The organism is uncultured Bradyrhizobium sp., from assembly GCF_936943645.1.
In the GTDB taxonomy this organism is placed as follows: Bacteria; Pseudomonadota; Alphaproteobacteria; order Rhizobiales; family Xanthobacteraceae; genus Bradyrhizobium.
On sequence record NZ_CAKZJO010000081.1, the window covers coordinates 65,769 to 88,398 of the forward strand.

Genomic DNA, 22,630 nt, shown 5'->3' on the forward strand with positions numbered 1-22,630 from the left:
TGCTGCGGGACTTGGCTCAGCAGGCACCTGTGACAAGCTGGCCGCACTGCAACATTCAAGTTGCGTGCCAGCTTTGACAAAACAGGAAATGTAGTGATTTCAGATAATTAGGTGGATACCCTGAAGATCCCAGGGTGCGAACGGCTCACGAAATTCGAGCACGCAGCTCAAAATCTAGCCGATGTCACAACTTGCCCAAGAATTAGGCAGAGCGAATCAAGTCTTCCAGCGCCCAACCTCGAAGGCCTCAAGATGCCCCCGGATGTTGTCGGGATCGAAGACCGGGCCGGCGAATGCCCCGAACGCCGCGGGAGCCTGCTCGGGCGGCCGGCGGCCGAGCGCCGCATCGTAAAGGTCCGGCCTGAACACGGACATTGCCGTCTTGACGCCTTCGGGGTTGAGCGCGGTCTGCCCCCACCGCACCATCTGCGCATAGAGCCAGGCGGCCTGGACCGGATCGGGACGCCCGGCCTCCTCCCGCCCCACCAGGAGATAGCGGCCGCTTTCGCGGAAGGTGCCATCAGGGGAGATCTTCAGACGCCCGGTCAGCGTGCGCTGGATGACTTCGGCATCGACGCCGATCCGCTCGGGCCGCGCCAGGATCTCCGCGGCTTCAGTGAGGTTCGCGGGCTGCTCGATGAACTCGGCCCCCTTCACCGCCGCACGCACGAGGCTTGCGACCACGTCCGGGTTCTTGTCGGCCCAGACCTCACGGACCGCCAACACCTTCTCGGCGGCGCGCACCAGGATGTCGGAGACGAAATGCAGGATGTGGCCGATGCCGAGATCGACCGCGACCGAATTCCAGGGCGCGCCGACGCAGAACGCATCGACATGGCCGTTGGCGAGACTGTCGACCATGTAGGGCGGCGGCAACACGACGAGGCGCACATCCTCGTCCGGGTCGACGCCGGCCGCCGCCATCCAGAACCGCAGCTGGTAATTGTGGGTCGAGAACGGGAAGGTCATGCCGAAGGTCAGCGGCTCGGCACCCGCCTTGCGCCGCTTGGCCACCACTTTCGCCAGCGCTTTCGCCGTCACCATCGGGTCAAAGCGATCGCCGTCGATCTCCTCCATCAGCGCCGCATGGAGTGCCGGCGACACCGTGATGGCATTGCCGTTGATGCCGAGATTGAAGGGAGCTGCGATCGGCACCTTGACGTGGCCGAGCCCGAGCGAGGACGCGATCGCCACGGGCGCGAGCAGATGCGCGGCGTCGAACAGGCCGATATTGAGCTTGTCGCGGACGTTGGACCACGACACTTCGCGCACCAGCTCGACGTCGAGGCCTTCGGCGGCGGCAAAGCCCTTGTCGACGGCGACGATCAGCGCGGCGGCATCAACCAGCGGAATGAACCCGATGCGCAAGGGGGCGGTCATTTCAGCATCTCCGACGCGGTGATGATCGACTGCGCGATCTCGCCGATTTTCTTCTTCTCGCGCATCGCGGTCGAGCGCAGCAGCACGTAGGCCTCGTCCTCGGTGAGACCCTTCACCTTCATCAATATGCCCTTGGCGCGCTCGATGATCTTGCGGTCCTCGAGCTGCGACTTGGTCCGCTCCAGCTCCTCCTGGAGCTTGGCGAAGGCGTTGAAGCGGGACACGCAGAGGTCGAGGATCGGCTTGATGCGCTCCTTCTTCAGCCCGTCGACGATGTAGGCAGATACCCCCGCCTCCACCGAGGCCTGGATCGAGGCGGAATCGCTCTGGTCGACGAACATCGCGATCGGCCGCTTCACGGCGCGGCTGACCTGGAACATCGCCTCCAGCACGTCGCGGCTGGGGTTTTCGAGATCGATCAGGATGATGTCGGGATCCACCGCATAAATACGGGCGAGCAGGCTCTGCATCTCGCTGATATGGACGACCTGCGTGAATCCGGCCTCCCGCAATCCCTCCTCCAGGATCGCAGCCCGGACAGGGCTTTCGTCGACGATCACGATTTTGGGCGACTGTTCGGCGCTCATGGCTCACTCACGGCAGGTGATTCATCCATAGCACGCCGGAACGCCCTGCAAAGGGTTGTAATTGTGGGCAATTGGGACTAGCTCAGGCCTGTCAATCAGGCAGATTTGGATATGGATCAGACGGCTGCGCCCAAGGTCAGCTTCGTGTCGCTCGGGTGCCCCAAGGCATTGGTGGATTCCGAGCGCATCATCACGCGCCTGCGCGCGGAGGGCTACGAGCTCGCCCGCAAGCATGACGGGGCCGACATCGTCATCGTCAATACCTGCGGCTTCCTCGACAGCGCCAAGCAGGAATCGCTCTCGGCGATCGGCGAGGCCATGGCCGAGAACGGCAAGGTGATCGTGACCGGCTGCATGGGTGCCGAGCCGGAGCAGATCGAGCAGGCCTATCCCGGCGTGCTCTCCATCACCGGCCCGCAGCAATATGAGAGCGTGCTCGACGCCGTGCATCGCGCGCTGCCGCCCGCCCACAATCCGCACGTGGACCTGGTGCCGCCGCAGGGCATCAAGCTGACGCCGCGTCACTATGCGTATCTGAAGATTTCCGAGGGCTGCAACAACCGCTGCACCTTCTGCATCATTCCGAAGCTGCGCGGCGACCTCGTCTCACGTCCGGCCAATGATGTGCTGCGCGAGGCCGAGCGGCTGGTCGGCGCCGGCGTCAAAGAGCTGCTGGTGATCTCGCAGGACACCTCGGCCTATGGCGTCGATCTCAAATATGCCGAGAGCCCGTGGAAGGACCGCCAGGTCCGCGCCAAATTCCTGGACCTCGCGCGCGAGCTCGGTGAATTAGGAGCCTGGGTGCGACTGCAATACGTCTACCCCTACCCCCATGTCGACGAAGTCATCGCGCTGATGAACGAGGGCAAGGTGCTGCCCTATCTCGATATCCCGTTTCAGCATGCGAGCCCCGAGGTGCTGAAGGCGATGAAGCGCCCGGCCGCGCAGGACAAGACACTGGCGCGCATCAAGCGCTGGCGCGAGGAATGTCCCGATCTTGCCTTGCGCTCGACCTTCATCGTCGGCTTCCCCGGCGAGACCGATGCCGACTTCGCCTATCTGCTCGACTGGCTCGATGAAGCCGAGATCGATCGTCTCGGCTGCTTCAAATACGAGCCGGTTGCCGGTGCGACCTCGAACGCGATCGAGAACCCGGTGCCGGAAGAGGTCAAGCAGGAGCGCTACAATGCGCTGATGGCCCGCCAGCAGAAGATCTCCGCGCGACGTCTGAAGCGCAAGGTCGGCACCCGCCAGCAGATCATCATCGACGAGGTCGGCCCGACGGTGGCGAAAGGCCGCTCCAAGGCCGATGCGCCGGAGATCGACGGCGCGGTGTACCTGACGAGCCGCCGGCCCTTGCGCGTCGGCGAGATCGTCACCGCGAAGATCGAGCGCGCCGACCAGTACGATCTGCACGGCAGCGTCGCGGGGTTCTAAGCCCCCCTGTCATCGCGAGCGTCACGCTCCATCTCCGTCATCCTGAGGTGCTTGCTCTGCGGCGCCATCGCGCCATAGAGCAAGCCTCGAAGGACGACGGCCCGGCTGCATCGCGGCCGCTCATCCTTCGAGGCTCCCCATGGGACGCCCTTGCGTCCCATGCCTCGCACCTCAGGATGACGCAATTATCTTTGCGTTTTCCGCGGTCGCAACGACGCCGTGAATGTCGTCAGGCCAGCCATTTCGGCACCCAGCGCTCGGGGCGCGGAGCACGGGTGAGATCGGCTTTCGCCTCGGAGAGCAACGCCGGCTCGCCGTCGATGGTCGGGCGCACATCGTATTCGAAGCTCGGCATGACGCGGCCATCGGCATGGAGGCCGAATTTCATCACGTACCACAGCCCAAGCTCAGGCTGTGCCTTGCGCATCTCCTCGCGCAGATCGCGCAGCAGGGATTCGATCGCGGCGGCCTCCTCGAACGGCTGCGGTCCGCGTGAGAGCACGCGCGCCTGATACTGCTTGCCGACGATCGCGACCTCGAAACGGGTGCGGTCCCATGGATTCTTGCCCTTCGGCAGATGCGCGGCCAGCCGCCAGCCGAGCTCGGCCATCAGCCGATGATTGGCCCAGTAGTCTTCGCGATCCCGGCTCCATTTCTCCACGAAGCCGCGGAAGTCGGGAAGATCGGACGCGCTGTCATCACACCCCGTCTTGTCGCCGGCGGACTGGCCGGCAAGCCATTGCGCAAGCTCGACCGTCTGGGACTCGACGTCTTCGTGCGGGCGAAGGTCGCTCCAGGCGCTGTCGAAGGCTTGCGACGTCAGCTTGGCCAGCAAGGCATCGAGGCTCGGCGCCAGCAGCTCGTAATCGCCCTCGGAGCCAAGACCGACGATCGGCGGGTTGTCGCGGTCAAGACCCGCGCCGTACCAGCCGCCGACGGCCGAACCGTCCGGCAGCCGCATGAACAGCGAGAACCTGTCCCGCAACGGACTGCCGTCGACGATCGGCGCGTGATCGGAGAACTGCCCCTCAAGCGAAAAGCAGCCGACGCTGCCCCAGGGGCGCCCGTTGAGCCAGGCGGCAAAGTCGACCAGCAGCGGAGGCGCTTCGATGCCCGGCGGAAATGCGCCGCGAATACTGTCGAGGTCGATCGGGTAAGGCGTATCGGACAAGGTTGAAGACAATCTGGTTGGTCCCGCCCATCTTGGTCTGGGCGGAGTTGCGTCCGGTTCGATCACAAACGCGCCAGCGGCGCGATGGTTCTGCGGGGCGAGTGACGAAAAGGGACGAAACCGGCCGGTGTCGGGACGGGCTGCGTGCGTCATGTGACACTATAGTGCATTCACGCAGGGGTCACGGACTCGTCCTAACTCTCCCCCGTTTTCAACGCGAGCGAGGAAACGAGGATGAGCCGCCTCTCGAGCATGCTGCGCACGCAGCGCTTCGACGATTACCGCTTCTATCACCAGAGCACCGTCAACCAGACACTGCATCTCGTCAGCGCCGTGATCTTTCTCGGCTGTTACGCATTGCTGTTCAGAGACCCTGCCCTCGCAGGCCTCGTCGGCTGGCTCGCGATGCTGACACGGCAGACCGGGCATTTCTTCTTCGAGCCGAACGGCTATGACGTCGTCAACGACGTCAGCAATGATTACAAGGAAGCGGTCAAGGTCGGCTACAACCAGACCCGCAAGATCATCCTGCTGCTGGTGTGGGGCAGCGCGCCGGTCGCGCTGTACGCGTTCCCTTCCCTGTTCGGGCTGTTCGATCCGCCGGTCTCGCGTTTCGATTTCATCCGTCACATCGGCTCGCTCTGGCTCGCGATCGGCGTCGGTGGCGGCCTTGCCCGCATGCTCCAGCTGTTCGCGACACGCGATGTCACAACCGGCCTCGTCTGGGTGTTCAAGGTGCTGACCGATCCCTTCCACAATATCGCGCTGTACTGGAATTCGCCGCTCAAGCTGCTGCGCGGCGAGCTGATCGACACGTCGATTGCGGACGCCGATTGGGGCCGTGACCACGCCGAGGAAGCGCCGCACCCGACCTGAGCGGTGCACGCGAAGGCTGTGTCGTGCAAAACACCCGCTTGACAAACCCTGCCATTCGGCTGTACGGACGCGCCCCATGATCAACCGGACCAACCAGCGCACCGAAATGCTCCGCCGTCGCTCCCGCGACGACGAGAGGGTGCGCCATGTCCGAGGACGCCGCTGAACCACTGAATTCAGCCGAGGTTTTCGAGAAGGCCGCACCCGCAAGGTGCGGCCTTTCTGCTTTTTGCACCCCTTTTCCACCCGCCTCCAGAGGAGTTCGACATGACGACGCATCCGTACGACGCGCTGATGGACATCACCGCACGGCCGAAGGCCGTGTTTGTCCGCGGCGCGGGCTCCTACCTCTGGGACGACGATCGCAAGCGCTATCTCGACTTCGTGCAGGGCTGGGCCGTCAACTGCCTCGGCCACTCCCCGCCGGTGGTCGCCGACGCGCTCAGCGCGCAGGCCAAGCGGCTGCTAACGCCGAGCCCGGCCTTCTACAACGAGCCGAGCCTGAAGCTGGCCGAGGCGCTGGTCGCAAACAGCGCGTTCGACCAGGTGTTCTTCGCCAACTCCGGGGCCGAAGCCAATGAGGGCGCGATCAAGCTCGCGCGCAAATACGGCAGCCTGCACAAGAACGGCGCGTTCGAGATCATCAGTTTCGAAGGCGGCTTCCACGGCAGGACGCTGGCGACGATGTCAGCCTCGGGCAAGAAGGCATTCGAACCGCTGTTCGAGCCGAAGGTCGCCGGCTTCAAGAAGGCCAAGCTGAATGACATCGCCTCGGTGGAAGCGCTGATCAACCACAACACCGTCGCTGTGATGCTTGAGCCGATCCAGGGCGAATCCGGCGTGTGGCCCGCGACCGATCAATTGCTGCAACAGCTGCGCGCGCTGACCGAGGCGCACGGCCTCTTACTCATCTTCGACGAGATCCAGACCGGCATGGGCCGGACCGGAAAGCTCTTCCATTACGAGCACGCAGGCATTGCGCCCGACATCATGACGCTCGGCAAGGGCATCGGTGGCGGCGTGCCGCTCGCAGCCCTGCTCGCAACCGAACGTGCCTCCTGCTTCGAGCACGGCGACCAGGGCGGCACGTTCAACGGCAACCCGATCATGTGCGCGGCTGGCCTTGCCGTCCTCGAGGAGGTCGGCAAGCCGGACTTCCTGAAACAGGTCGCCGAGACCGGCCTGCTGCTCGAAAGCGAGTTGCAGAAGGTCTCGGCCCGGCACGGGCTCGGCGGCGTCCGGGGACGTGGCCTGCTGCTCGCGCTCGATCTCAAGCTGCCGATCGCGCCCGGCATCGTCGCTCAGGCATTCGAAGCCGGCGTGCTGCTCAACGCCCCGCAGCTCGACACCCTGCGCTTCATGCCCGCGCTCAACGTCGCGCGGGCCGAGATCGCCGAAATGATCGATTGTCTCGACGGAATTTTGACGAAGGCGGGTGCGGCAAGACGCGTGGCGTAACACCGGCCTGATCCCGACGCCGTCGCGCGCAACGCGCGGCGGCCTTTCACCTCAGGTCTGACGAGCGTGTCACATGACGCGATGATGGTGATAGGGCATGTCACGAAAGACGCGGAATCGATCCTTCAGAATCTTCTCGCATTCGCAGGCTTCACGGCGTAACCCCGCCATATCCCGGATTCGAATGGCGCCCCGCGATCCCTCGATGATACCTCCTGCCTCGAAGTCCGACAGCGCCTTCGACACGCCTGGCCGCCTTACCCCGAGAGCCGACGCGATCATTCCATGCGTCACGGGAACGCGATCTTTCCCGATGCGGTCCTGAGCAAGCAGTATCCACCGCGCTACACGCTGGGGAATCTCGTGTCTGGCATTGCACAAGGCAATTTGCGCGTTGAGCGCGATCAACAACTGCACATACTTGAGCAGATGCTCGCGTGTCGCCGGGCTTTGCTGCAGGATGTCGCGAAACGCACTTGCTTCGATGCGAAGAGCGTTTCCGGGAACGCACACGACGCTTCGCTGAATTGTCTGCATCGTACCGAGCACCAGCGACACGCCGACAAATCCGAACTTGCCGACGACGGCCACCTCGACCAATCCATCCCTAGCGGTTCGAACCATCCGCGAGACCACGCCGGACTCGATGAAATAGGCCGCATCCGGATAACGCAGCGCATCCTGAAGAATCTCGTTTCGCTTCAGCGAGACGGCCTTCAGGTGTGGTCGCAACAGAGCGAACTCTGCCTCAGGCAAAGTCGCCAGAACCGCATTCTGGACGCTAAACGGTACCGCACCGGCACTGCTGACGGGTTTCAATGTCATTGGATCGTGCGTATCCTGCACAGGACCTCGAGCTGCAATCGGCACAACGATCGCTTCCAAGGCCGAAGCGACCCTCGGTATCGTCGCGAAACTAGCTTTCGATCCCACGTCTGTATTGTGACATAGTAGCGCAGACGCCGACAGACGGAACTGCAGCCCCGGAATCCTGCCCTACGACCCAGGCCAAATCGTCGGTGTCCCTGCTGCCGTCGGACGCGCGTTCTCGCCGAATTCGGTCAAGGCGACAATCCGCTCGCGGGTGCGGCTGCGTGCAGCATCGACCAGCATCGTTCCCGCCCAGCGGTAGACGTTGTTCTCCTTAACCTGCTGCCGCATCAGCTTCATCCGTTCGGCCTGCTCGTCCAGCGGCATGGTCATGGCCCGCTTGATCGCGGCGGCGAGTTCTTCAGTGTCGTAAGGATTGACGATCAGCGCTTCGGACATCTCTCGGGCCGCCCCGGTGAAACTCGACAGCACGAGCACGCCCGCGTTGTCATCGCGGCAGCTGACGAATTCCTTGGCGACAAGGTTCATGCCGTCATGGAGGCTACTGACCACGCAGACGTCTGCGGCGCGGAACAGCTTGAATACGTCGCTCGATTCGTAGTGTCGCGCGATCAGCCGGATGGGCGACTGGTCATCCCCATGGCGGCCATTGATCTCGGATGCGAGATTCTCTGCTTCCGACTGCAGCCGCGAATAGGTGCCGAGCTTGCTGCGAGTCGGGGCTGCGACCTGGATGAAGACGAGCCGCCCCTTCCAGGATGGATCGCGGGTCAACAACGCATCGATCGCCTGCATGCGGTCCGGAATGCCTTTGGTATAGTCAAACCTCTCGACGCCGACGATCACCTTGGTGTTTTCGACCAGATCGAATTTCGCCAGGACTTCCGCACGACACGCGTCCCGCGCCGGGACTCCCGCGAGCGCGCCAGGCGGCCATTCGATCGAGATCGGATAGGCGCGGATCCTCGTCTCGTGGCCGCCAAGGCTGACCGCTTGCACCTCACGGTCGATCCGGCTCTCCACGAAACGATCGACGCACTCGATGAAATTGTTGCAGTGGAACTGAGTGTGAAACCCCAGGATGGTGCTCCCCAGCATCCCCTCGATGATCTCGCGCCGCCACGGGCAGATGCTGAACGTCTCGGCATTTGGCCACGGAATGTGCCAGAACGAGATGATCGTCGCCCTCGGAAGCCGCTGCCGGATCATCTTGGGAGCCAGCGCGAAGTGATAGTCCTGCACCAGCACGACCGGATCCTCGGTTCGTGCTTCCGCAACGACGGCATCCGCGAAACGCTGATTGACGCGTTGATACGTCTGCCAATCATCGGTTCGGAACGAAGGCCGCACGAAGACGATATGGCATAGCGGCCACAGCCCCTCGTTGGCAAAGCCGTAATAGTAGCCGTCCTGCTCCGCCTCGGATATCCAGACGCGGCGCAGCGCATAGGCTGGCGAACCCTCCGGAACCCTGATCCTGTCTTGGGCATCGACAGTGTCCCGGTCTGCGCTCCCGCTGCCATGGGCGATCCAGGTGCCGCCGCAGGCCCGCATGATCGGCTCAAGCGCCGAAACCAGCCCACTCGCCGGCCGCTGCACGACAACTCCGTCATCCGTCCGGTTGTGGATGTACGGCTCTCGATTCGACAAGACCAGCACCTCGGCGCCCGGCAACACGCCGTTCAGCAGTTCCTGAAGTGCCCTTGGGGTCCAGTCGATCTGGTGCGTCAGGGTGAAATCTTCAGCCCGACGGAGCAGCTTGTGGATCTCGCGGTCCATGGCGGAGCCGCTCGCTGGAGGCCGCTCGCCTGACCTGCCCAGGCGCACCTCGTCGACCGCGCGCCTGAGAGAATTCATCCAGCTGCGCAGCATGAAGATGGCAAAGATGATGGTGCCGACCGTCAGCACCAGCACGACGCCGGCCAGAGAGGCAAGCAGGTAGGCGACCACCTGGCTGGAGCGCGCGCTCGCAAAGCTCAAGTCGGTCAGGATCACGAGATAGGATCGGCCTTCACTGCTGCCGACGGGAAACGCAGCCACCAGAATTCGCCGGCCACCGCTGGCGATATCGGAGAAGCTCTCGCTCTCGAATTTCGCGATCTTGCCGCAGTCGAAGCTCGCGGGCATTTCCGGCGTCGGAGCGACCAGCGTTCCTGCCCGACTACAAAAGCCGACGGCCAGGATCTTCTTGTCCAACGCCACGCGCCGGAACAGCTCGCTCAGGCGATCCCAGGATTGATCCGCTACGTCGCGGTCGAGAAACGGCTGGATCGCATTGAAGACGAGCCTCGACCGCGCCTCGACGTCGCTTCGCGACCATTGTTGAACGACGCCTCCCGTGAACGGAGAGATTCCGAACGCAACAATCAAGGCGACTGCGACGCCGAAGACCGCGAAGCGGACGAAGTCCCTGAGCCTGATCGGCATTTCTCAGCGCGACCGATTCTTGAGCATGATCGCCAGGATGATCAGTCCGAACATTGCGAGCCTCAGAACGTAGAAAACGGGTTCGAGTTCGTCGGACGTCTCGGTGAGACCGAGCGCGGCGCGCGAGACTGTGTCGATCGCGAACGCCAGAGCGAACAGCAGGAAGAAGACGTCGGAGGTTTGACGCCAGAATCTCGCGAAGAACAACGTGGTCGCGAACGAGGCCATCGCCACCGCGCCGGACAGGACCGCGGACAGATTGTTCGTCATGATTCAGTATCCCAGATCAATCCGTAGAGAAGTATGCTCATCGCGATCAGTGCGACGAACAGACGCAATGCGGAGAGATCGATATCCGGTAGCACGACCTTGTCGAGCAGCAGGATCATGTTGTTGGCGGCGAGACCGAGGAAGCAAAGGCCGCTCCAGAGCAAGAGCCGGTATCTCTCGATACGGTATGCAGCGAGCAGCAGTCCGGCGCAAACTGCCGATGTCACAGCGCATAGTCCGTAGATCAACGACGACACCGTCACGACCCCTTCCGGAACTTGAAGGCCTCGGCGAATGAGCCGATGCGGCGAGGTTTCGAGTGAACGAGGTTCGTGATGGGGATGAGATGTCGGGAGTAGACTGCAAGAAGCTGTTCGATCAGTCCCAGATTCTGCTCCGGCACGCCTTCAAGGCGGTAGACCTCATCGGTGCAGGTCAACAGCTCGGAGGCACAAAGGCGGCTCAACGCTTCGGCGGCCTCCGCCTCGCCGATGTAAAGCCGCCTCGCAAGCCGCGCCGAGTTCCACTGCGATTGCGGTTCGGATCGAATGAGAAGAAGCGCTTCGATCTGGGCCACAGAATCGATTCGCTTCAAGATGAAGCCGCGCAATTCGTCGGAAACGTATTGATCTGCCATAGTGAGCGCGCAAGCATTGCGTTTCGGCAAGCACGCCTGCCGACGATCGCGACCCTAGTTGTCGCCGACGTCCTTGGGTCTTTCGGTGTTGCACGTAAGGCAAACAGACCGCGCGACGATTTGCCCGGCAACGGCACGCCGTTCGTGCAGATGAGGCGTTCTCGTCGCGCAGAACGCGCAGTACGCTTCCGGATATCTGAACTCCGTCTTTGCAGTCTTGGCCATCTCGCTGCCCCCATGCACCGAACTTCAATTCGCGAATGCCGCAATCACGATGGAATCGTGGCGGCTTCGAGAAGGTGATGTGCTGGAAACGGGGACGCAATCAGGCGTTAGGCCTGATCGGTCCGATACTGTACCGAGAATTCGGCGGTTCGCGCCTCGAGTTCCGCTCCGCGCCCGGGCCTCTTAAGGCTTCAGGATCGACGCGCCGGTGGTCTTGCGGCTTTCGAGATCGATATGGGCCTTGGCGGCGTCCTTGAGGGCGTAGGCGTGGTTGATCGGCACGTGCAGCTTGCCGTTGATGACGGCGGCGAACAGCGTGTCGGCGCCCTCCAGCAATTCCTTGCGCGTGCCGATATAGTCGTTGAGCTTGGGCCGGGTCGCGAACAGCGAGCCGTGGTTGTTGAGCTCGGCGATCGAGAACGGCGGCACGGGACCCGAGGCGTTGCCGAACGAGACGAACATGCCGCGCGGCTTCAGGCAGGACAGCGAGCCCGGGAAGGTCGCCTTGCCCACGCCGTCATAGACGACGTCGCAGCCTTCGTTGCGGCTGATCTGTTTTACGCGCGCGACAAAGTCCTCTTCATTATACAGGATAACGTGGTCGCAGCCGTTGGCTTCCGCAAGCTCGGCCTTCTCGCGCGAGCCGACCGTGCCGATGACGTGGGCGCCGAGCGCCCTCGCCCATTGGCAGGCCAAAAGGCCGATGCCGCCGGCGGCGGCGTGGATCAGCACGCGGTGATGCGGCTCGACCCTGAAGGTCTTGTGCAGGAGATACCAGACCGTCAGCCCCTTCAGCATCAGCACCGCACCCTGCTCGTGCGTGATGTGGTCGGGCAGCTTGACCAGCTTCTCCCAGGGGATGTTGCGCTCGCCGGTATACGCGCCGAGATTGTGGTAGTAGGCGACGCGGTCGCCGGGATGGAAATTGGTCACGCCGGGTCCGACCGCGACCACCTCGCCCGAGGCCTCGTTGCCGGCAATGAACGGCAGCCCCGGCGCCTTGTAGAGCCCGGTGCGATAATAGACGTCGATGAAGTTCAGGCCGACCGCATGCTGGCGGATGCGCACCTCGCCGGGGCCGGGCGCCGGCACGTCGACGCTCTCATAGACCAGGGCCTCGGGGCCTCCGACCTTGTGCACACGGACGGCTTTGGTCATCACCTGACCTCCTCTTCTTTCAGGCAAGCGAAAAACATCGTGACCGCCTTGTCAACTCGGCGACGGCTGGAACGCCTAGACCGACGGCTTGCCGGACTTCTTGCGATTACGCTTGGCCAGCACATTGAAGAATTCGACCGCCGCCGAGAACGCAATTGCGAAATAGATGTAGCCGCGCGGAATGTGGAATTTGAATCCGTCCGCGACCAGCGCGACGCCGATCAGCACCAGGAAGGCCAGCGCCAGCATCTTCGTGGTCGGGTGCTCCGCGACGAAGCGCGACACCGGCCCCGACGAAATGTACATGATCAGGCAGGCGATCACGACCGCCGCGACCATGATCTCGATGTCCTGCGCCATGCCGATGGCGGTGATGATCGAGTCCAGCGAGAACACGATGTCGATGACGATGATCTGGGCGATCACCCAGAAGAAGGCGCTGCGGCCGGACTTCTGATCCTTCTCGCCGTCATCGGCCTCGACCTCGGCGTGGATCTCGTGGGTCGCCTTCGCGATCAGGAACAGCCCGCCGCCGATCAGGATCAGGTCACGCCAGGAGAAATCGTAGCCGGACAGCGAAAACACCGGCGCGGTCAGGCCGATCAGCCAGACCAGGAGGCTGAGCAGGATGATGCGGAAGATCAGCGCCAGCGCCAGCCCGATCTGGCGGGCGCGGTGCGCCTGCTTCTCCGGGATGCGCGAGACGATCACCGACAGGAAGATGACATTGTCGATGCCGAGCACGATTTCGAGCGCGGTCAGGGTGAGCAGCGCCGCCCAGGCCTCGGGACTGGTCAGCAGATGCATCATGCGAACGACCGCACCAATCGGATCAAGGCGTCGCTGAAGCTGATCCAGAGCGCGATGGCGCAGAGCGTGATCGTGATGGCAGTGCCGACGCGAAAATCCATCTCCAGCACGTAGAGGCCGAGCACCGCCCAGAGCGCGATCAGCGACATCGTCAGCCAGCGCAGCCGCACGACGCGGACCGGATGCAGCACGTGGAACGGCACGAAGGTCAGCACGACGAGCGCGGCCACCAGCAGCGTCGACCACAGCGGCGGCCAGTGCAGCAGGAACAGATAGAACGCCGCCGCATTCCACAGCGCCGGGAAGCCGCGGAAATGATTGTCGTCAGCCTTCATGCGCAGATCGGCGAAATACAACGCGCTGGTGACGATGATGGCGATGCCGAGCAAGGGAGCCGCGACCGGCAGCAGCAGGCCGCTGGCCACGATCGCATAGGCCGGCACGAACACATAGGTGACGAAGTCGACCACGAGATCGAGCACGTCGCCCGACCAGTTCGGCTGCACGTTCTTGACGTCGAGCCGGCGCGCGATCGGACCGTCGATCGCGTCGATGATCAGGGCGACGCCCAGCCACTGAAACATCGCCGCCCAGTGCTCGCGCACGGCCTCCAGCATCGCCAATAACGCGATCGCGGCACCGAACGCGGTGAAGATGTGCACCGAGAACGCAGCAGCGCGGATCGCGGGCGTCGGCTTGAGGGAATCCTCTTGGCTGTCCATGGCTCCTGCTATCAGAATGAGGCCGCTTTGCACATCCGCCATGGTGCCGCCCGGCCGCACAATCGGTCATGACATCAGGCCCGATCAGCGGGCTTGAATTTGCCGCCGGGCGTGTCATTTGTCGTTCCATGACAGAGGCATCGACACTCCATGACGCCGCCGTGATCGGCGGTGGACCGGCTGGACTGGCAGCGGCGATCGCGCTGGCGCAGACGGGTGCCCGGGTCGCACTGGTGGCGCGCCGCGTTCCCTATGCCGACAATCGCACCACCGCATTGTTGGGCGCCTCCGTGGAGCTCCTGGAGACGCTCGACGTTTGGCCCCGCTGCAGGGACAAGGCGGCCGCGCTCGAAACCATGCGTCTCGTCGACGACACCGGCCGGCTGTTCCGCAGCCCCGAGGTCCGTTTCTCCTGTCACGAAATCGGGCTCGACGCCTTCGGCTACAACATCGACAACCGCTCGCTGATGCTGGCGCTGGAAGAGCGTGCGGCTGAGCTGCCCAATCTCGTTCGTTTCGACGACGAGGCCGAAAGCGTCGTGATCGAGGCCGACGACGTCGCGGTCCGCACGGCCTCCGCGCAGTTTCTCACGGCCCGCCTCGTGGTCGGCGCCGACGGTCGGCATTCGCTGTGCCGGGAGGCCGCCGGGATCGAGGTGACGCGGCGCGAGCTGACGCAGACCGCGTTGACCTTCAACGTCGGCCACACCAGGCCGCATCGCAACGTCTCGACCGAGTTCCACACGCCGCACGGGCCTTGCGTGTTCGTGCCATTGCCCGGCGACCGCTCCAGCGTCGTCTGGGTGTCGGCTCCGGCCGAGGCCGAGCGGCTGCGGGGCCTCGATGATGCCGAGCTGTCTGCAGCGATCGAGAAGCAGTCGCATTCGATCCTCGGCCGCATGAGTGTGGAGCCCGGCCGCAACCTGTTCCCGCTGGCGATCGAACGTCCGAAATCCTTCGGCCGCGACCGGATCGCGCTGGTCGGCGAAGCCGCCCATGTGGTTCCCCCGATCGGCGCCCAGGGCCTCAATCTCGGCCTGCGCGATGCCGCCGACATCGCGCGGCTTGCGGGCGAAGCCGTCGCCGCCGGCCAGGATCCCGGCGCAGACGCGGTGCTCAAGAGCTACGACCGCGCGCGGCGCCCGGACATTCTGAGCCGGACGTTTGCGATCGACATCGCCAACCGTTCCCTCCTCAACGACTTCCTGCCGCTGCAGCCGGTCCGCGCCGTCGGCATGCACCTGCTCGGCGCCATCGGCCCGCTCCGGCGTCTTGCGATGCGCGAGGGCCTGACGCCGACCTGGCGAAGGTAACCTCTCACGGAAACGCCAGCCGTCCCGTCTGGATCGCCCACATCACGCTGGTCAGCGTGACCACGGACGCAAACGTTCCGAGCAGCACCGCGACGGAGGCGGACTCGATCCAGGCATCGTTCTGCCGGGCGATCACGAACACGTTCAGCGCCGGCGGCAGCGAGGCCATCAGCACGGCGGTGGCGGCCCAGGGCTGCGCGAACGGCCCGAACGCCAGCATCAGGCCGAATGCCGCGAGCGGATGGAACAGCAGCTTCACCGCGATCACGCCGGGGACCTCCCAGGGCACGCGGTCGAACGGCCGCAGCGCCACGGTCACGCCGAGCACGAACAGCGCAGTCGGGGCCGCCGCATTCTGCAGGAAGGTGATAGTGCGATCGAGCGCGACGGGCATCTCGATATGCAGCGAAGCGAAGGCCGCGCCAAAGCAGGCCGACATGATCAGCGGGTTGAGCACGATCTGCTTCACCACGACGCCGAAGGCGTGCACGATCGAGGGATGGTCGCGATCAGACAGCTCGATCAGGAGCGGCACGATCGTGAACAGGAAGATGCTGTCGCAGCAGAAGATCAGCGCGGTCGGTGCCGCCGCCTTGCTCCCGAGCACGGCGAGCGCCAGCCCGGGGCCCATGTAGCCGATGTTACCGTAGCCGCCGGAGAGACCTGCGAGCGTGGCCTCACGCAATGTCAGCCGTCCCAGAACCTTGCCCACGACCAGCGCCAGGGTGAACGCGGCGACGGTGGATAGCGTGGTCGCCACCAGGAACGGCGGGTTGTTCAATTCCGAGAACGGCGTCTTGGACATGATCGCAAACAGCAGCGCCGGCAGCGACACGTAGAGCAGGAAGAAGTTCATCCAGGCGAGGCCTGATTCCGGCAGCGATTTGACCTTGCCACAAGCAAACCCGACGAAGATCAAGCCGAAATAAGGTAGCGCCAGATTGAGGATATCGACCATTGATGAAGTGTTTTCTGAAGATTTGGGGGCTATCTGCCCTTGAAGTGAACGCCAATTCCAAATGAGGCCACTAGCATCGGCCACAATCCTGGTCTATCGACGGGGCATGATTAAAGCGCGGACCGCCAAATTCCAGATCGGACAGGTCGTACGCCACCGGATCTTCTCGTTCCGGGGCGTGATCTTCGACATCGATCCGGAATTCAACAACACCGAGGAGTGGTGGCTGTCGATCCCCGAGGAGGTACGGCCTCACAAGGACCAGCCGTTCTACCACCTGCTCGCGGAGAACGCCGAGTCCGAGTACGTCGCCTATGTTTCCGAGCAGAATCTGCTGCCCGACGAGTCCGGTGAGCCGATCCGGCATTCCCAGGTGGCCGAGATCTTCATCAAGAACAAGGATGGCGGCTATCGCCCGCGCAATCCCTCGCTGAACTGACATTCGTCGCCGGCAAACGGCCAGCAAAAAAGGCGCTCGAAACGAGCGCCTTTTTCATGTCCGGAGCCTGGCTCCGATTACTTCTGGCCTGCTGGAGCGGCGCCGGGGGCACCACCACCCTGCTCGAGCTTCTTGCGCTGCTCGTCGGCCTTCTTCTGGAGCTCCTCCTGGAGCTTCTTCTGGTTTTCCTCGAACACCTTCGGATCGGTCGGCGGACCGTCATAGGCCTTCTGGAATTCGCCGGCGAGCGGCAGCGGCAGGGTCAGCGGCGCGCCGTTGGCGTTGATCGCCTGGACAACGAGATTCTGGCCCTTCTTCATGCTGTTGATGAGCTCGGGCGTCGCCTCGTAGTCCGACATGCAGCCGTTCTGGAAGCAGATCACATAGGGCTGCTGCAGCGGCGCGTTGCTGTCCACGATGATGCGGGTGCCGTGCACGAGCTGCATGCCGAGCGGCAGCGTCACGCGCAGGATCTTCTTGGGCTCGCCTTCCGGCTCGATGATGACCGCGGCGATGACCGGCTGGCCCGATTCGATGCGGCCGTCCTTGCCGGTGAAGCAGACCTGCTTGGCGTTGGCGTCCTGGCCCTTGAGGCAGAACTTGGTCCAGGGGGCGTAGATCAGCTGGATCTGCTGGTCGGCCGGCTGGGCCGCGCCCTGCTGCGCCGGAGCGCCTGCAGCGGGAGCTTGCTGGGCTGGGGCCTGAGCGGCCGGGGCCTTAGGGGCGGCCTTGGGAGCCGCTTTCGGGGCCGCCTTGGGCGCGCCGGGGGCCGGAGCCGGGTTTTGGGCCTCGGCGGCAAACGGGACGGCCAACGCCGTCGCCGTCAACAAGGCGAGAAGTCGCCCGCGCGGCCGGACGGACGCGGCCAAGTAACGGAAATTCATTGCGGAAAACCCTTTCTGAACGGGAAGTGCCCGAACCGCTCCGAAGCGCCGAACCTGGCCGCCTTGGGCGCGGCTCTCTCCCCGTCAATTGAGGCGGATAAGTGACGGGCTCGACGCTCTTGCGCGATTGCGTGCCTTCTTAGCGTGGCCGACGAAAAGATCAATGCCGACAAGCGGCTTTGGCCCCGTCCGCGGCTGAGCCCAGTGAAATTCCCTGTGATAGGATTCAAGGCGAGCCGGTCCTCGAATCAACGTGTGCTGATGTTCATGTTCCAACGCCGCTTCGAGGGCCCAAATATCCGCCTATGTGTCCGCGTTCGCGTCTTGGCCTTGTTGGCCTTTGCCCTTGTCCTGGCCCTCGGCGGCGGAATGTCGACAGGCGGTGCGCGAGCCGAGGAGGCTCATGCCATCGCCATGCACGGCAAGCCGGCGATGCCGGCCGATTTCACCCATATGCCCTACGCCAACCCCGACGCCCCCAAGGGCGGCCGCCTGACCTGGGGTGTTCTCGGCACGTTCGACAGCCTCAATCCCTTCATCGTCAAGGGACTGGCCGTGCAGCAGATGCGCGGCTACGTGGTCGAGAGCCTGCTCGCGCGCGGCAACGACGAGCCGTTCACGCTCTATGGCCTGCTGGCCAAAAGCGTCGAAACCAACGACGAGCGGAGCTTCGTCACGTTTCGCCTCGATCCGCGCGCCCGCTTCTCCGACGGCAAGCCGGTCACGGCCGAGGACGTGCTGTTCTCCTGGCAGCTGCTGCGCGACCACGGCCGCCCCAACCACCGGCAATATTACGCCAAGGTCGCCAAGGCCGAGGCGCCCGATCCCCTCACGGTCCGCTTCGACCTCGCGGGCGCCAATGATCGCGAGCTGCCGCTGATCCTCGGCCTGATGCCGATCCTGCCAAAGCATGCAGTCGACGTCGCGACCTTCGAGGAGACGACGCTGACGAGCCCGGTCGGCTCCGGTCCCTACCGCGTCACGGCCGTGAAGCCCGGGGCCAGCGTGACGCTGACCCGCAATCCCGACTATTGGGGCCGCGACCTGCCCATCAACCGCGGGCTCTACAATTTCGACGAGGTCAGGCTCGACTATTTTCGCGAGGCCAACGGCCAGTTCGAAGCCTTCAAGCGCGGCCTCTACGATTTCCGCGTCGAGCACGAGCCGCTGCGCTGGCACGACGGCTACGATTTTCCGGCCGCCAGAAGCGGCGAGGTGATCCGCGATACCGTCAAGCCGGGCGTGCCGCAGCCGTCCGAATTCCTGGTGTTCAACACGCGCCGCCCGATCTTCGCCGACATCCGCGTGCGCCAGGCGCTGACGCTGCTGTTCGATTTCGAGCTGGTCAACCGCAACTATTTCTTCGGGCTCTATGCGCGCGTTGCCGGCTATTTCGCCGGCTCCGACCTGTCGGCCTATGGCCGGCCGGCGGACGCGCGCGAGCGTGAGCTGCTGAAACCGTTCGCCACCCAGATTCCAGCCGAAATCATGGACGGCAGCTACCGCCTTCCCGTGACCGACGGATCCGGACGCGACCGCACCACGCTGCGCGCAGCGCTGAAGCTGCTGTCCGAGGCCGGCTACGATCTCGAGGGCACGGTGCTGCGCAACCGCGCGACCAAGGCGCCCTTCACGTTCGAGATCATGGTCACGACCCGCGATCAGGAGCGTATCGCGCTCGCGTTCCAGCGCGACCTCAAACGCGCCGGCATCGAACCGAGCGTGCGGTCGGTCGATCCCGTGCAGTTCGACCAGCGCCGGCTCGCATTCGAATTCGACATGATCCAGAACCGCTGGGACCAGTCGCTGTCGCCGGGCAACGAGCAATATTTCTACTGGGGCAGCGCTGCCGCGGATAATCCCGGAACCCGAAACTACATGGGCGCCAGAAATCCGGCGGTCGACGCCATGATCGCCGCGCTGCTCGAAGCCCGTGAACATACGGATTTCGTCTCGTCGGTGCGGGCGCTCGACCGCGCCTTGATCGCGGGCTTCTACACAATCCCCCTGTTTAACGTATCGGAGCAATGGATCGCGCGCTGGAATCGGATAGAACGGCCCAAGGCCACCTCCCTCTCCGGCTATTTGCCGGAGACTTGGTGGTCGAAGGGGCAGCCTCCAGCGATTCCAGCGAAGTGACGCCGTGAACCAGCCAGCCGTATCACCGACGCTCGACACGTTGTTTCAGCGCACGCTGATGCGACAGCCGCACGCGCCTGCCCTGCTCGACCCCCTCAACAAGGCCCGCGTGACCGGGCATCAGCCGCGACGGATGACCTATGCCGAGGCCGACACGGCCATCGAGGCGCTGTCGGCCTATTTCGTCGAAGCGGGCCTGCCGGCCAATTCCGTCATCGCGATCCAGTTGCCGGCGACGGTCGAGTTCGTGCTCACCGTGCTCGCCGCCCATCGCGCCGGCCTCGTCGTCGCGGCGCTGCCGCTGCTGTGGCGACATGCGGAGCTGACCGCGGCGCTCAACCGCACCGCGGCGCGCGCCATCGTCACCATGAGCACTGTCGACGGCGTCAGCTATGCCGACCTCGCGATGCACGCCGCCGCCGAGGCGTTCTCGATCCGTCATGTCTGCGGCTTCGGCACCGATCTGCCCGAAGGCATGGCTTCGCTCGACGAGGTGCTGGCCCGCCCGCCCGGCCTGACGCGTGCCGTGATCCAGGACGGCCGCAAGGCGGCAATGATCTCCTTCGACGTCACGGCAGAAGGCTTTCGCCCGGTGCCGCGGCCACACTTCAGCCTGATCGCCGGTGGTCTTGCGATGTCGCTGGAAGCCGACATCAGGCAGGGCGCGACCTTGATGGCGGCGCTCGCGCCGATGTCGTTCGCCGGCCTCGCCTCCTCGCTCGCGGTGTGGCTGCTCTCCGGCGGCGCGCTGGCGCTGCATCATCCCTTCGAGAACGATGTGCTGGAGCAGCAGATCAACGAGCACGAATGCGAGGTGCTGATCGCGCCGGCGCAGCTCGCCCTGCGCCTCGGCGATGCCGATTTGGCGGCGCGGATGCCGTCCTTGCGCAACGTCATCGGCCTTTGGCGCGCGCCGGAGCAGGTGGCGGCGAGTGATGCCTGGATCGCCCCGCATGCGCCATTGACCGACGTCTACCTGTTCGGCGAGGCCGGCCTGTTCGGCGCCCGCCGCGGCGAGGACGGCATGCCGGTGCCTGTCATGCCCGGGCCGCACGGCGCCCCGCGCGAGCAATCCGGCTCCTCCATCGCCGGCGAGATCCTGCTGACGCCGAAGGGCACGCTTGGCCTGCGCGGCGCGATGGTGCCGATCGCGGCCTATGCCCCGCCGCAGCCGGTCGGCGACACGTTGACGGCGCAGCCGCCGCGCGACTATGTCGACACCGGCTATGCCGCACGGATCGACCGCCCGAGCGGCGCGATCTGCATCACGGCGCCGCCCTCGGGCATCATGGCGGTCGGCGGCTATCGCTTCCTCTCCAACGATCTCCAGGAATGGGCTCGCCGGCTCGGCCAGGGCGCCCTCCTCACCGCGCTGCCCGATCGGCTGAGCGGCCACAGGCTGGCCGGGCGCGCCCAGGACAATGCCCGCGCCCGCGAGGCGCTCAGCGAGCTCGGGCTTAACCCCCTGATGGTCGAGGCTTTTCGCGACCGCTCCGGCCAGGTCTAGACGCAGTTTCGCCTGCTACGTTGACGCTGCATTAAGGCGGCCAAACTAGATTGCGCGGCATCTGTTGCGTGATCCGAGTTTGTCGAATGTCCCAGGCGGGCCCGATCCTGTTTGTGTCCAATGCCGAGCGGCCGCCTTTCATTGCGGCGCTGGACGAGGCCCGGCTGTTTCCCGTCGTCGACACCGAGTGGGCCAGCGCGGCGCGCGCGGTCGAGCAGGTCCAGCCGGCCGTGGTTCTCGCCCAGATGTCCGGCGGACACGAGCCGCATATCGCGCCGCTCGCAAGGAAGATCGCCGACCAGTCGCCCTACCTGCCCTTCGTGACCGTGGATGCGGCGAGCACGCTGCCTCACAACGCGCTGCCCTTCTCCTCGCGCGGCGGCAATCCCGACCGCCTGATCGCGCGGCTTCGCGCCGCCCTGCGCGTGCGCACGCTTCATGCCACGGTGCTGCGCCGACTGCCTGAAGTGAAGGTCGCCCTGCCGCAGGGCGATCCCGCTCGCGATGCCACCGTGCTGCTGATCGGCCGCGGCGCAGCCTATCCGGCACTCTCCGTCGCGCTCGGGGAACGCGTCGGTGTGGTCGGTGCACTCTCGATCGAGGCTGCCGCGAAACACCTCAACACCCGCGACCTCGACGGCGTCGTGCTTGCTGAGGGCTTTACCGCGCGCGTCACCGACGCCTTTCTCACGGTGCTCGCCGAGGACACCCGCTTCCGCAGCCTGCCGGTCGTCGTCACCGCGCACCAGCTGACGCAGACTTACGACCTGCCCAATCTCGAATTGATCCCGGGAGAGCCGGCCAAGGTCGCGGCCAATGCGCTGCCCCTGATCCGCCAGCACGCCATGGAAGCACAATTGAGCCGCACGCTGCGCTCGATCGATGCCGGCGGTTGGCTCGATCCGCGCAGCGGCCTTCTGACGGTCGAAGCTTTCGCCCGCGATTTTTCCAAGGCGGTCGAGCAGGCCCTCGCCCGCGGCGGCGGTCTGTCGGTCGCGCGCTTCGCCTTCGACCCCGGCAATTCCCGCGCCCAGTTGGACGCCGCCCGCATCCTCAGCCGCCTGATGCGTCAGATGGATTTCGGCGCGGCGCAGAAGGACGGCTCGGTCATCGTCGTGTTCGCGGAAACCGACTTCCGCACCGCCCACATGATCGCCCGCCGCTTATCCGCCGTGATGCGCCACACTTCGAATGGTAAGCACGAGATGCGCAGCGAGCCGGTGGTCAGCGTGGACTCGCTATCGCCGTCGGATACGGCAAGGTCGCTGCTGGCGCGGCTGTCGGCGGACGGGACGCGGGCGGCGTCGTAACTGCTCTCGTAGGGTGGGCAAAGGCGCCCTTGCGCCGTGCCCACCATCTCTCTCGATCACGAACAATACGTGGGCACGCTTCGCTTTGCCC

The 22,630-nt window shown here is 64.6% G+C and carries 21 protein-coding genes; 8 read left to right on the forward strand and 13 right to left on the reverse strand.

The annotated features are described in order from the left end of the window. Nucleotides 1-216: 216 nt before the first annotated feature. Nucleotides 217-1,380: a CmpA/NrtA family ABC transporter substrate-binding protein gene (locus Q0743_RS21955; RefSeq protein WP_298243574.1), complete on the reverse strand. Its 1,164-nt coding sequence runs from the start codon at nt 1,378-1,380 to the stop codon at nt 217-219. After that, nucleotides 1,377-1,967 (reverse strand): ANTAR domain-containing response regulator, encoded by a 591-nt coding sequence (locus tag Q0743_RS21960; RefSeq protein WP_145633838.1) that lies wholly within the window; start codon nt 1,965-1,967, stop codon nt 1,377-1,379. The genes Q0743_RS21955 and Q0743_RS21960 overlap by 4 nt, the downstream gene beginning before the upstream one ends. 111 nt (nt 1,968-2,078) lie before the next feature. Between Q0743_RS21960 and rimO the strand changes: the two genes are divergently transcribed. Further along, the gene (gene rimO, locus Q0743_RS21965; protein ID WP_298243575.1) at nt 2,079-3,404 is read left to right on the forward strand and encodes a 30S ribosomal protein S12 methylthiotransferase RimO; all 1,326 of its coding nucleotides are present in this window, start codon (nt 2,079-2,081) and stop codon (nt 3,402-3,404) included. A gap of 229 nt (nt 3,405-3,633) precedes the next feature. Here the strand turns inward: rimO and Q0743_RS21970 are convergent, their stop codons facing one another. Continuing rightward, complete coding sequence (locus Q0743_RS21970; RefSeq protein WP_367184932.1) at nt 3,634-4,575, reverse strand: hypothetical protein; 942 nt, start codon at nt 4,573-4,575, stop codon at nt 3,634-3,636. A gap of 234 nt (nt 4,576-4,809) precedes the next feature. Here Q0743_RS21970 and Q0743_RS21975 point away from each other — a divergent pair, with 234 nt between their 5' ends. Next, a complete protein-coding gene (locus Q0743_RS21975; protein ID WP_298243577.1) occupies nt 4,810-5,451 on the forward strand; it encodes a hypothetical protein in 642 nt (213 codons plus the stop codon). Nucleotides 5,452-5,718: 267 nt separating this feature from the next. After that, nucleotides 5,719-6,909, forward strand: coding sequence for an acetylornithine transaminase (locus tag Q0743_RS21980; protein ID WP_298243578.1), 1,191 nt, complete (start codon nt 5,719-5,721; stop codon nt 6,907-6,909). Between the two features lie 69 nt (nt 6,910-6,978). Here the strand turns inward: Q0743_RS21980 and Q0743_RS21985 are convergent, their stop codons facing one another. From Q0743_RS21985 to pcsA, 8 genes are all read right to left on the reverse strand, one after another. Continuing rightward, nucleotides 6,979-7,734, reverse strand: coding sequence for a Crp/Fnr family transcriptional regulator (locus tag Q0743_RS21985; protein WP_298243579.1), 756 nt, complete (start codon nt 7,732-7,734; stop codon nt 6,979-6,981). 171 nt (nt 7,735-7,905) lie between these two features. After that, a complete protein-coding gene (locus tag Q0743_RS21990; RefSeq protein ID WP_298243580.1) occupies nt 7,906-10,167 on the reverse strand; it encodes a trehalose-6-phosphate synthase in 2,262 nt (753 codons plus the stop codon). Between the two features lie 3 nt (nt 10,168-10,170). Next, nucleotides 10,171-10,437, reverse strand: coding sequence for a DUF5985 family protein (locus tag Q0743_RS21995; RefSeq protein ID WP_298243581.1), 267 nt, complete (start codon nt 10,435-10,437; stop codon nt 10,171-10,173). Then, nucleotides 10,434-10,700 carry a DUF5985 family protein gene (locus Q0743_RS22000; RefSeq protein ID WP_367184931.1) on the reverse strand — a complete coding sequence of 89 codons (267 nt, stop codon included), beginning with the start codon at nt 10,698-10,700 and terminating at the stop codon, nt 10,434-10,436. The genes Q0743_RS21995 and Q0743_RS22000 overlap by 4 nt, the downstream gene beginning before the upstream one ends. After that, nucleotides 10,697-11,104 carry a hypothetical protein gene (locus Q0743_RS22005; protein WP_298243582.1) on the reverse strand — a complete coding sequence of 136 codons (408 nt, stop codon included), beginning with the start codon at nt 11,102-11,104 and terminating at the stop codon, nt 10,697-10,699. The genes Q0743_RS22000 and Q0743_RS22005 overlap by 4 nt, the downstream gene beginning before the upstream one ends. 378 nt (nt 11,105-11,482) lie before the next feature. Continuing rightward, nucleotides 11,483-12,457, reverse strand: coding sequence for a quinone oxidoreductase (locus Q0743_RS22010; protein ID WP_298243583.1), 975 nt, complete (start codon nt 12,455-12,457; stop codon nt 11,483-11,485). Nucleotides 12,458-12,532: 75 nt separating this feature from the next. Continuing rightward, nucleotides 12,533-13,267, reverse strand: a complete 735-nt coding sequence (locus tag Q0743_RS22015) for a TerC family protein (RefSeq protein ID WP_298243584.1) — start codon at nt 13,265-13,267, stop codon at nt 12,533-12,535. Beyond that, nucleotides 13,264-14,031 carry a phosphatidylcholine synthase gene (pcsA, locus tag Q0743_RS22020; protein ID WP_298243585.1) on the reverse strand — a complete coding sequence of 256 codons (768 nt, stop codon included), beginning with the start codon at nt 14,029-14,031 and terminating at the stop codon, nt 13,264-13,266. The genes Q0743_RS22015 and pcsA overlap by 4 nt, the downstream gene beginning before the upstream one ends. An 86-nt stretch (nt 14,032-14,117) precedes the next feature. Here pcsA and Q0743_RS22025 point away from each other — a divergent pair, with 86 nt between their 5' ends. Continuing rightward, complete coding sequence (locus Q0743_RS22025) at nt 14,118-15,302, forward strand: UbiH/UbiF family hydroxylase (protein ID WP_298243586.1); 1,185 nt, start codon at nt 14,118-14,120, stop codon at nt 15,300-15,302. Between the two features lie 4 nt (nt 15,303-15,306). Here Q0743_RS22025 and Q0743_RS22030 read toward each other — a convergent pair whose 3' ends face one another. After that, nucleotides 15,307-16,260, reverse strand: coding sequence for an AEC family transporter (locus tag Q0743_RS22030; protein WP_298243587.1), 954 nt, complete (start codon nt 16,258-16,260; stop codon nt 15,307-15,309). A gap of 106 nt (nt 16,261-16,366) precedes the next feature. Here Q0743_RS22030 and hspQ point away from each other — a divergent pair, with 106 nt between their 5' ends. Continuing rightward, nucleotides 16,367-16,699, forward strand: coding sequence for a heat shock protein HspQ (hspQ, locus tag Q0743_RS22035; protein WP_018317973.1), 333 nt, complete (start codon nt 16,367-16,369; stop codon nt 16,697-16,699). Between the two features lie 77 nt (nt 16,700-16,776). Here the strand turns inward: hspQ and Q0743_RS22040 are convergent, their stop codons facing one another. Further along, nucleotides 16,777-17,583, reverse strand: a complete 807-nt coding sequence (locus tag Q0743_RS22040; protein WP_298243588.1) for an invasion associated locus B family protein — start codon at nt 17,581-17,583, stop codon at nt 16,777-16,779. A gap of 261 nt (nt 17,584-17,844) precedes the next feature. Between Q0743_RS22040 and Q0743_RS22045 the strand changes: the two genes are divergently transcribed. The 3 genes from Q0743_RS22045 to Q0743_RS22055 all read left to right on the forward strand — a co-directional run bounded on the left by Q0743_RS22045 (nt 17,845) and on the right by Q0743_RS22055 (nt 22,539). After that, a complete protein-coding gene (locus Q0743_RS22045) occupies nt 17,845-19,722 on the forward strand; it encodes an extracellular solute-binding protein (RefSeq protein ID WP_298243589.1) in 1,878 nt (625 codons plus the stop codon). 4 nt (nt 19,723-19,726) lie between these two features. Further along, the gene (locus Q0743_RS22050) at nt 19,727-21,229 is read left to right on the forward strand and encodes a class I adenylate-forming enzyme family protein (protein WP_298243590.1); all 1,503 of its coding nucleotides are present in this window, start codon (nt 19,727-19,729) and stop codon (nt 21,227-21,229) included. Between the two features lie 86 nt (nt 21,230-21,315). Further along, a complete protein-coding gene (locus Q0743_RS22055; RefSeq protein WP_298243591.1) occupies nt 21,316-22,539 on the forward strand; it encodes a GGDEF domain-containing protein in 1,224 nt (407 codons plus the stop codon). Nucleotides 22,540-22,630: the final 91 nt, after the last annotated feature.

Bases quoted from the DNA above. Each gene is read 5' to 3' on its own strand.
- Q0743_RS21985 (WP_298243579.1), bottom strand. From the start codon at position 7,734: ATGACATTGAAACCCGTCAGCAGTGCCGGTGCGGTACCGTTTAGCGTC.
- Q0743_RS22010 (WP_298243583.1), bottom strand. From the start codon at position 12,457: ATGACCAAAGCCGTCCGTGTGCACAAGGTCGGAGGCCCCGAGGCCCTG.
- Q0743_RS22045 (WP_298243589.1), top strand. From the start codon at position 17,845: ATGTTCATGTTCCAACGCCGCTTCGAGGGCCCAAATATCCGCCTATGT.
- Q0743_RS21990 (WP_298243580.1), bottom strand. From the start codon at position 10,167: ATGCCGATCAGGCTCAGGGACTTCGTCCGCTTCGCGGTCTTCGGCGTC.
- Q0743_RS22055 (WP_298243591.1), top strand. From the start codon at position 21,316: ATGTCCCAGGCGGGCCCGATCCTGTTTGTGTCCAATGCCGAGCGGCCG.
- Q0743_RS22025 (WP_298243586.1), top strand. From the start codon at position 14,118: ATGACAGAGGCATCGACACTCCATGACGCCGCCGTGATCGGCGGTGGA.
- Q0743_RS21960 (WP_145633838.1), bottom strand. From the start codon at position 1,967: ATGAGCGCCGAACAGTCGCCCAAAATCGTGATCGTCGACGAAAGCCCT.
- hspQ (WP_018317973.1), top strand. From the start codon at position 16,367: ATGATTAAAGCGCGGACCGCCAAATTCCAGATCGGACAGGTCGTACGC.
- Q0743_RS22040 (WP_298243588.1), bottom strand. From the start codon at position 17,583: ATGAATTTCCGTTACTTGGCCGCGTCCGTCCGGCCGCGCGGGCGACTT.
- pcsA (WP_298243585.1), bottom strand. From the start codon at position 14,031: ATGGCGGATGTGCAAAGCGGCCTCATTCTGATAGCAGGAGCCATGGAC.
- Q0743_RS21955 (WP_298243574.1), bottom strand. From the start codon at position 1,380: ATGACCGCCCCCTTGCGCATCGGGTTCATTCCGCTGGTTGATGCCGCC.
- rimO (WP_298243575.1), top strand. From the start codon at position 2,079: ATGGATCAGACGGCTGCGCCCAAGGTCAGCTTCGTGTCGCTCGGGTGC.
- Q0743_RS21975 (WP_298243577.1), top strand. From the start codon at position 4,810: ATGAGCCGCCTCTCGAGCATGCTGCGCACGCAGCGCTTCGACGATTAC.
- Q0743_RS22015 (WP_298243584.1), bottom strand. From the start codon at position 13,267: ATGATGCATCTGCTGACCAGTCCCGAGGCCTGGGCGGCGCTGCTCACC.
- Q0743_RS21980 (WP_298243578.1), top strand. From the start codon at position 5,719: ATGACGACGCATCCGTACGACGCGCTGATGGACATCACCGCACGGCCG.
- Q0743_RS21995 (WP_298243581.1), bottom strand. From the start codon at position 10,437: ATGACGAACAATCTGTCCGCGGTCCTGTCCGGCGCGGTGGCGATGGCC.
- Q0743_RS22030 (WP_298243587.1), bottom strand. From the start codon at position 16,260: ATGGTCGATATCCTCAATCTGGCGCTACCTTATTTCGGCTTGATCTTC.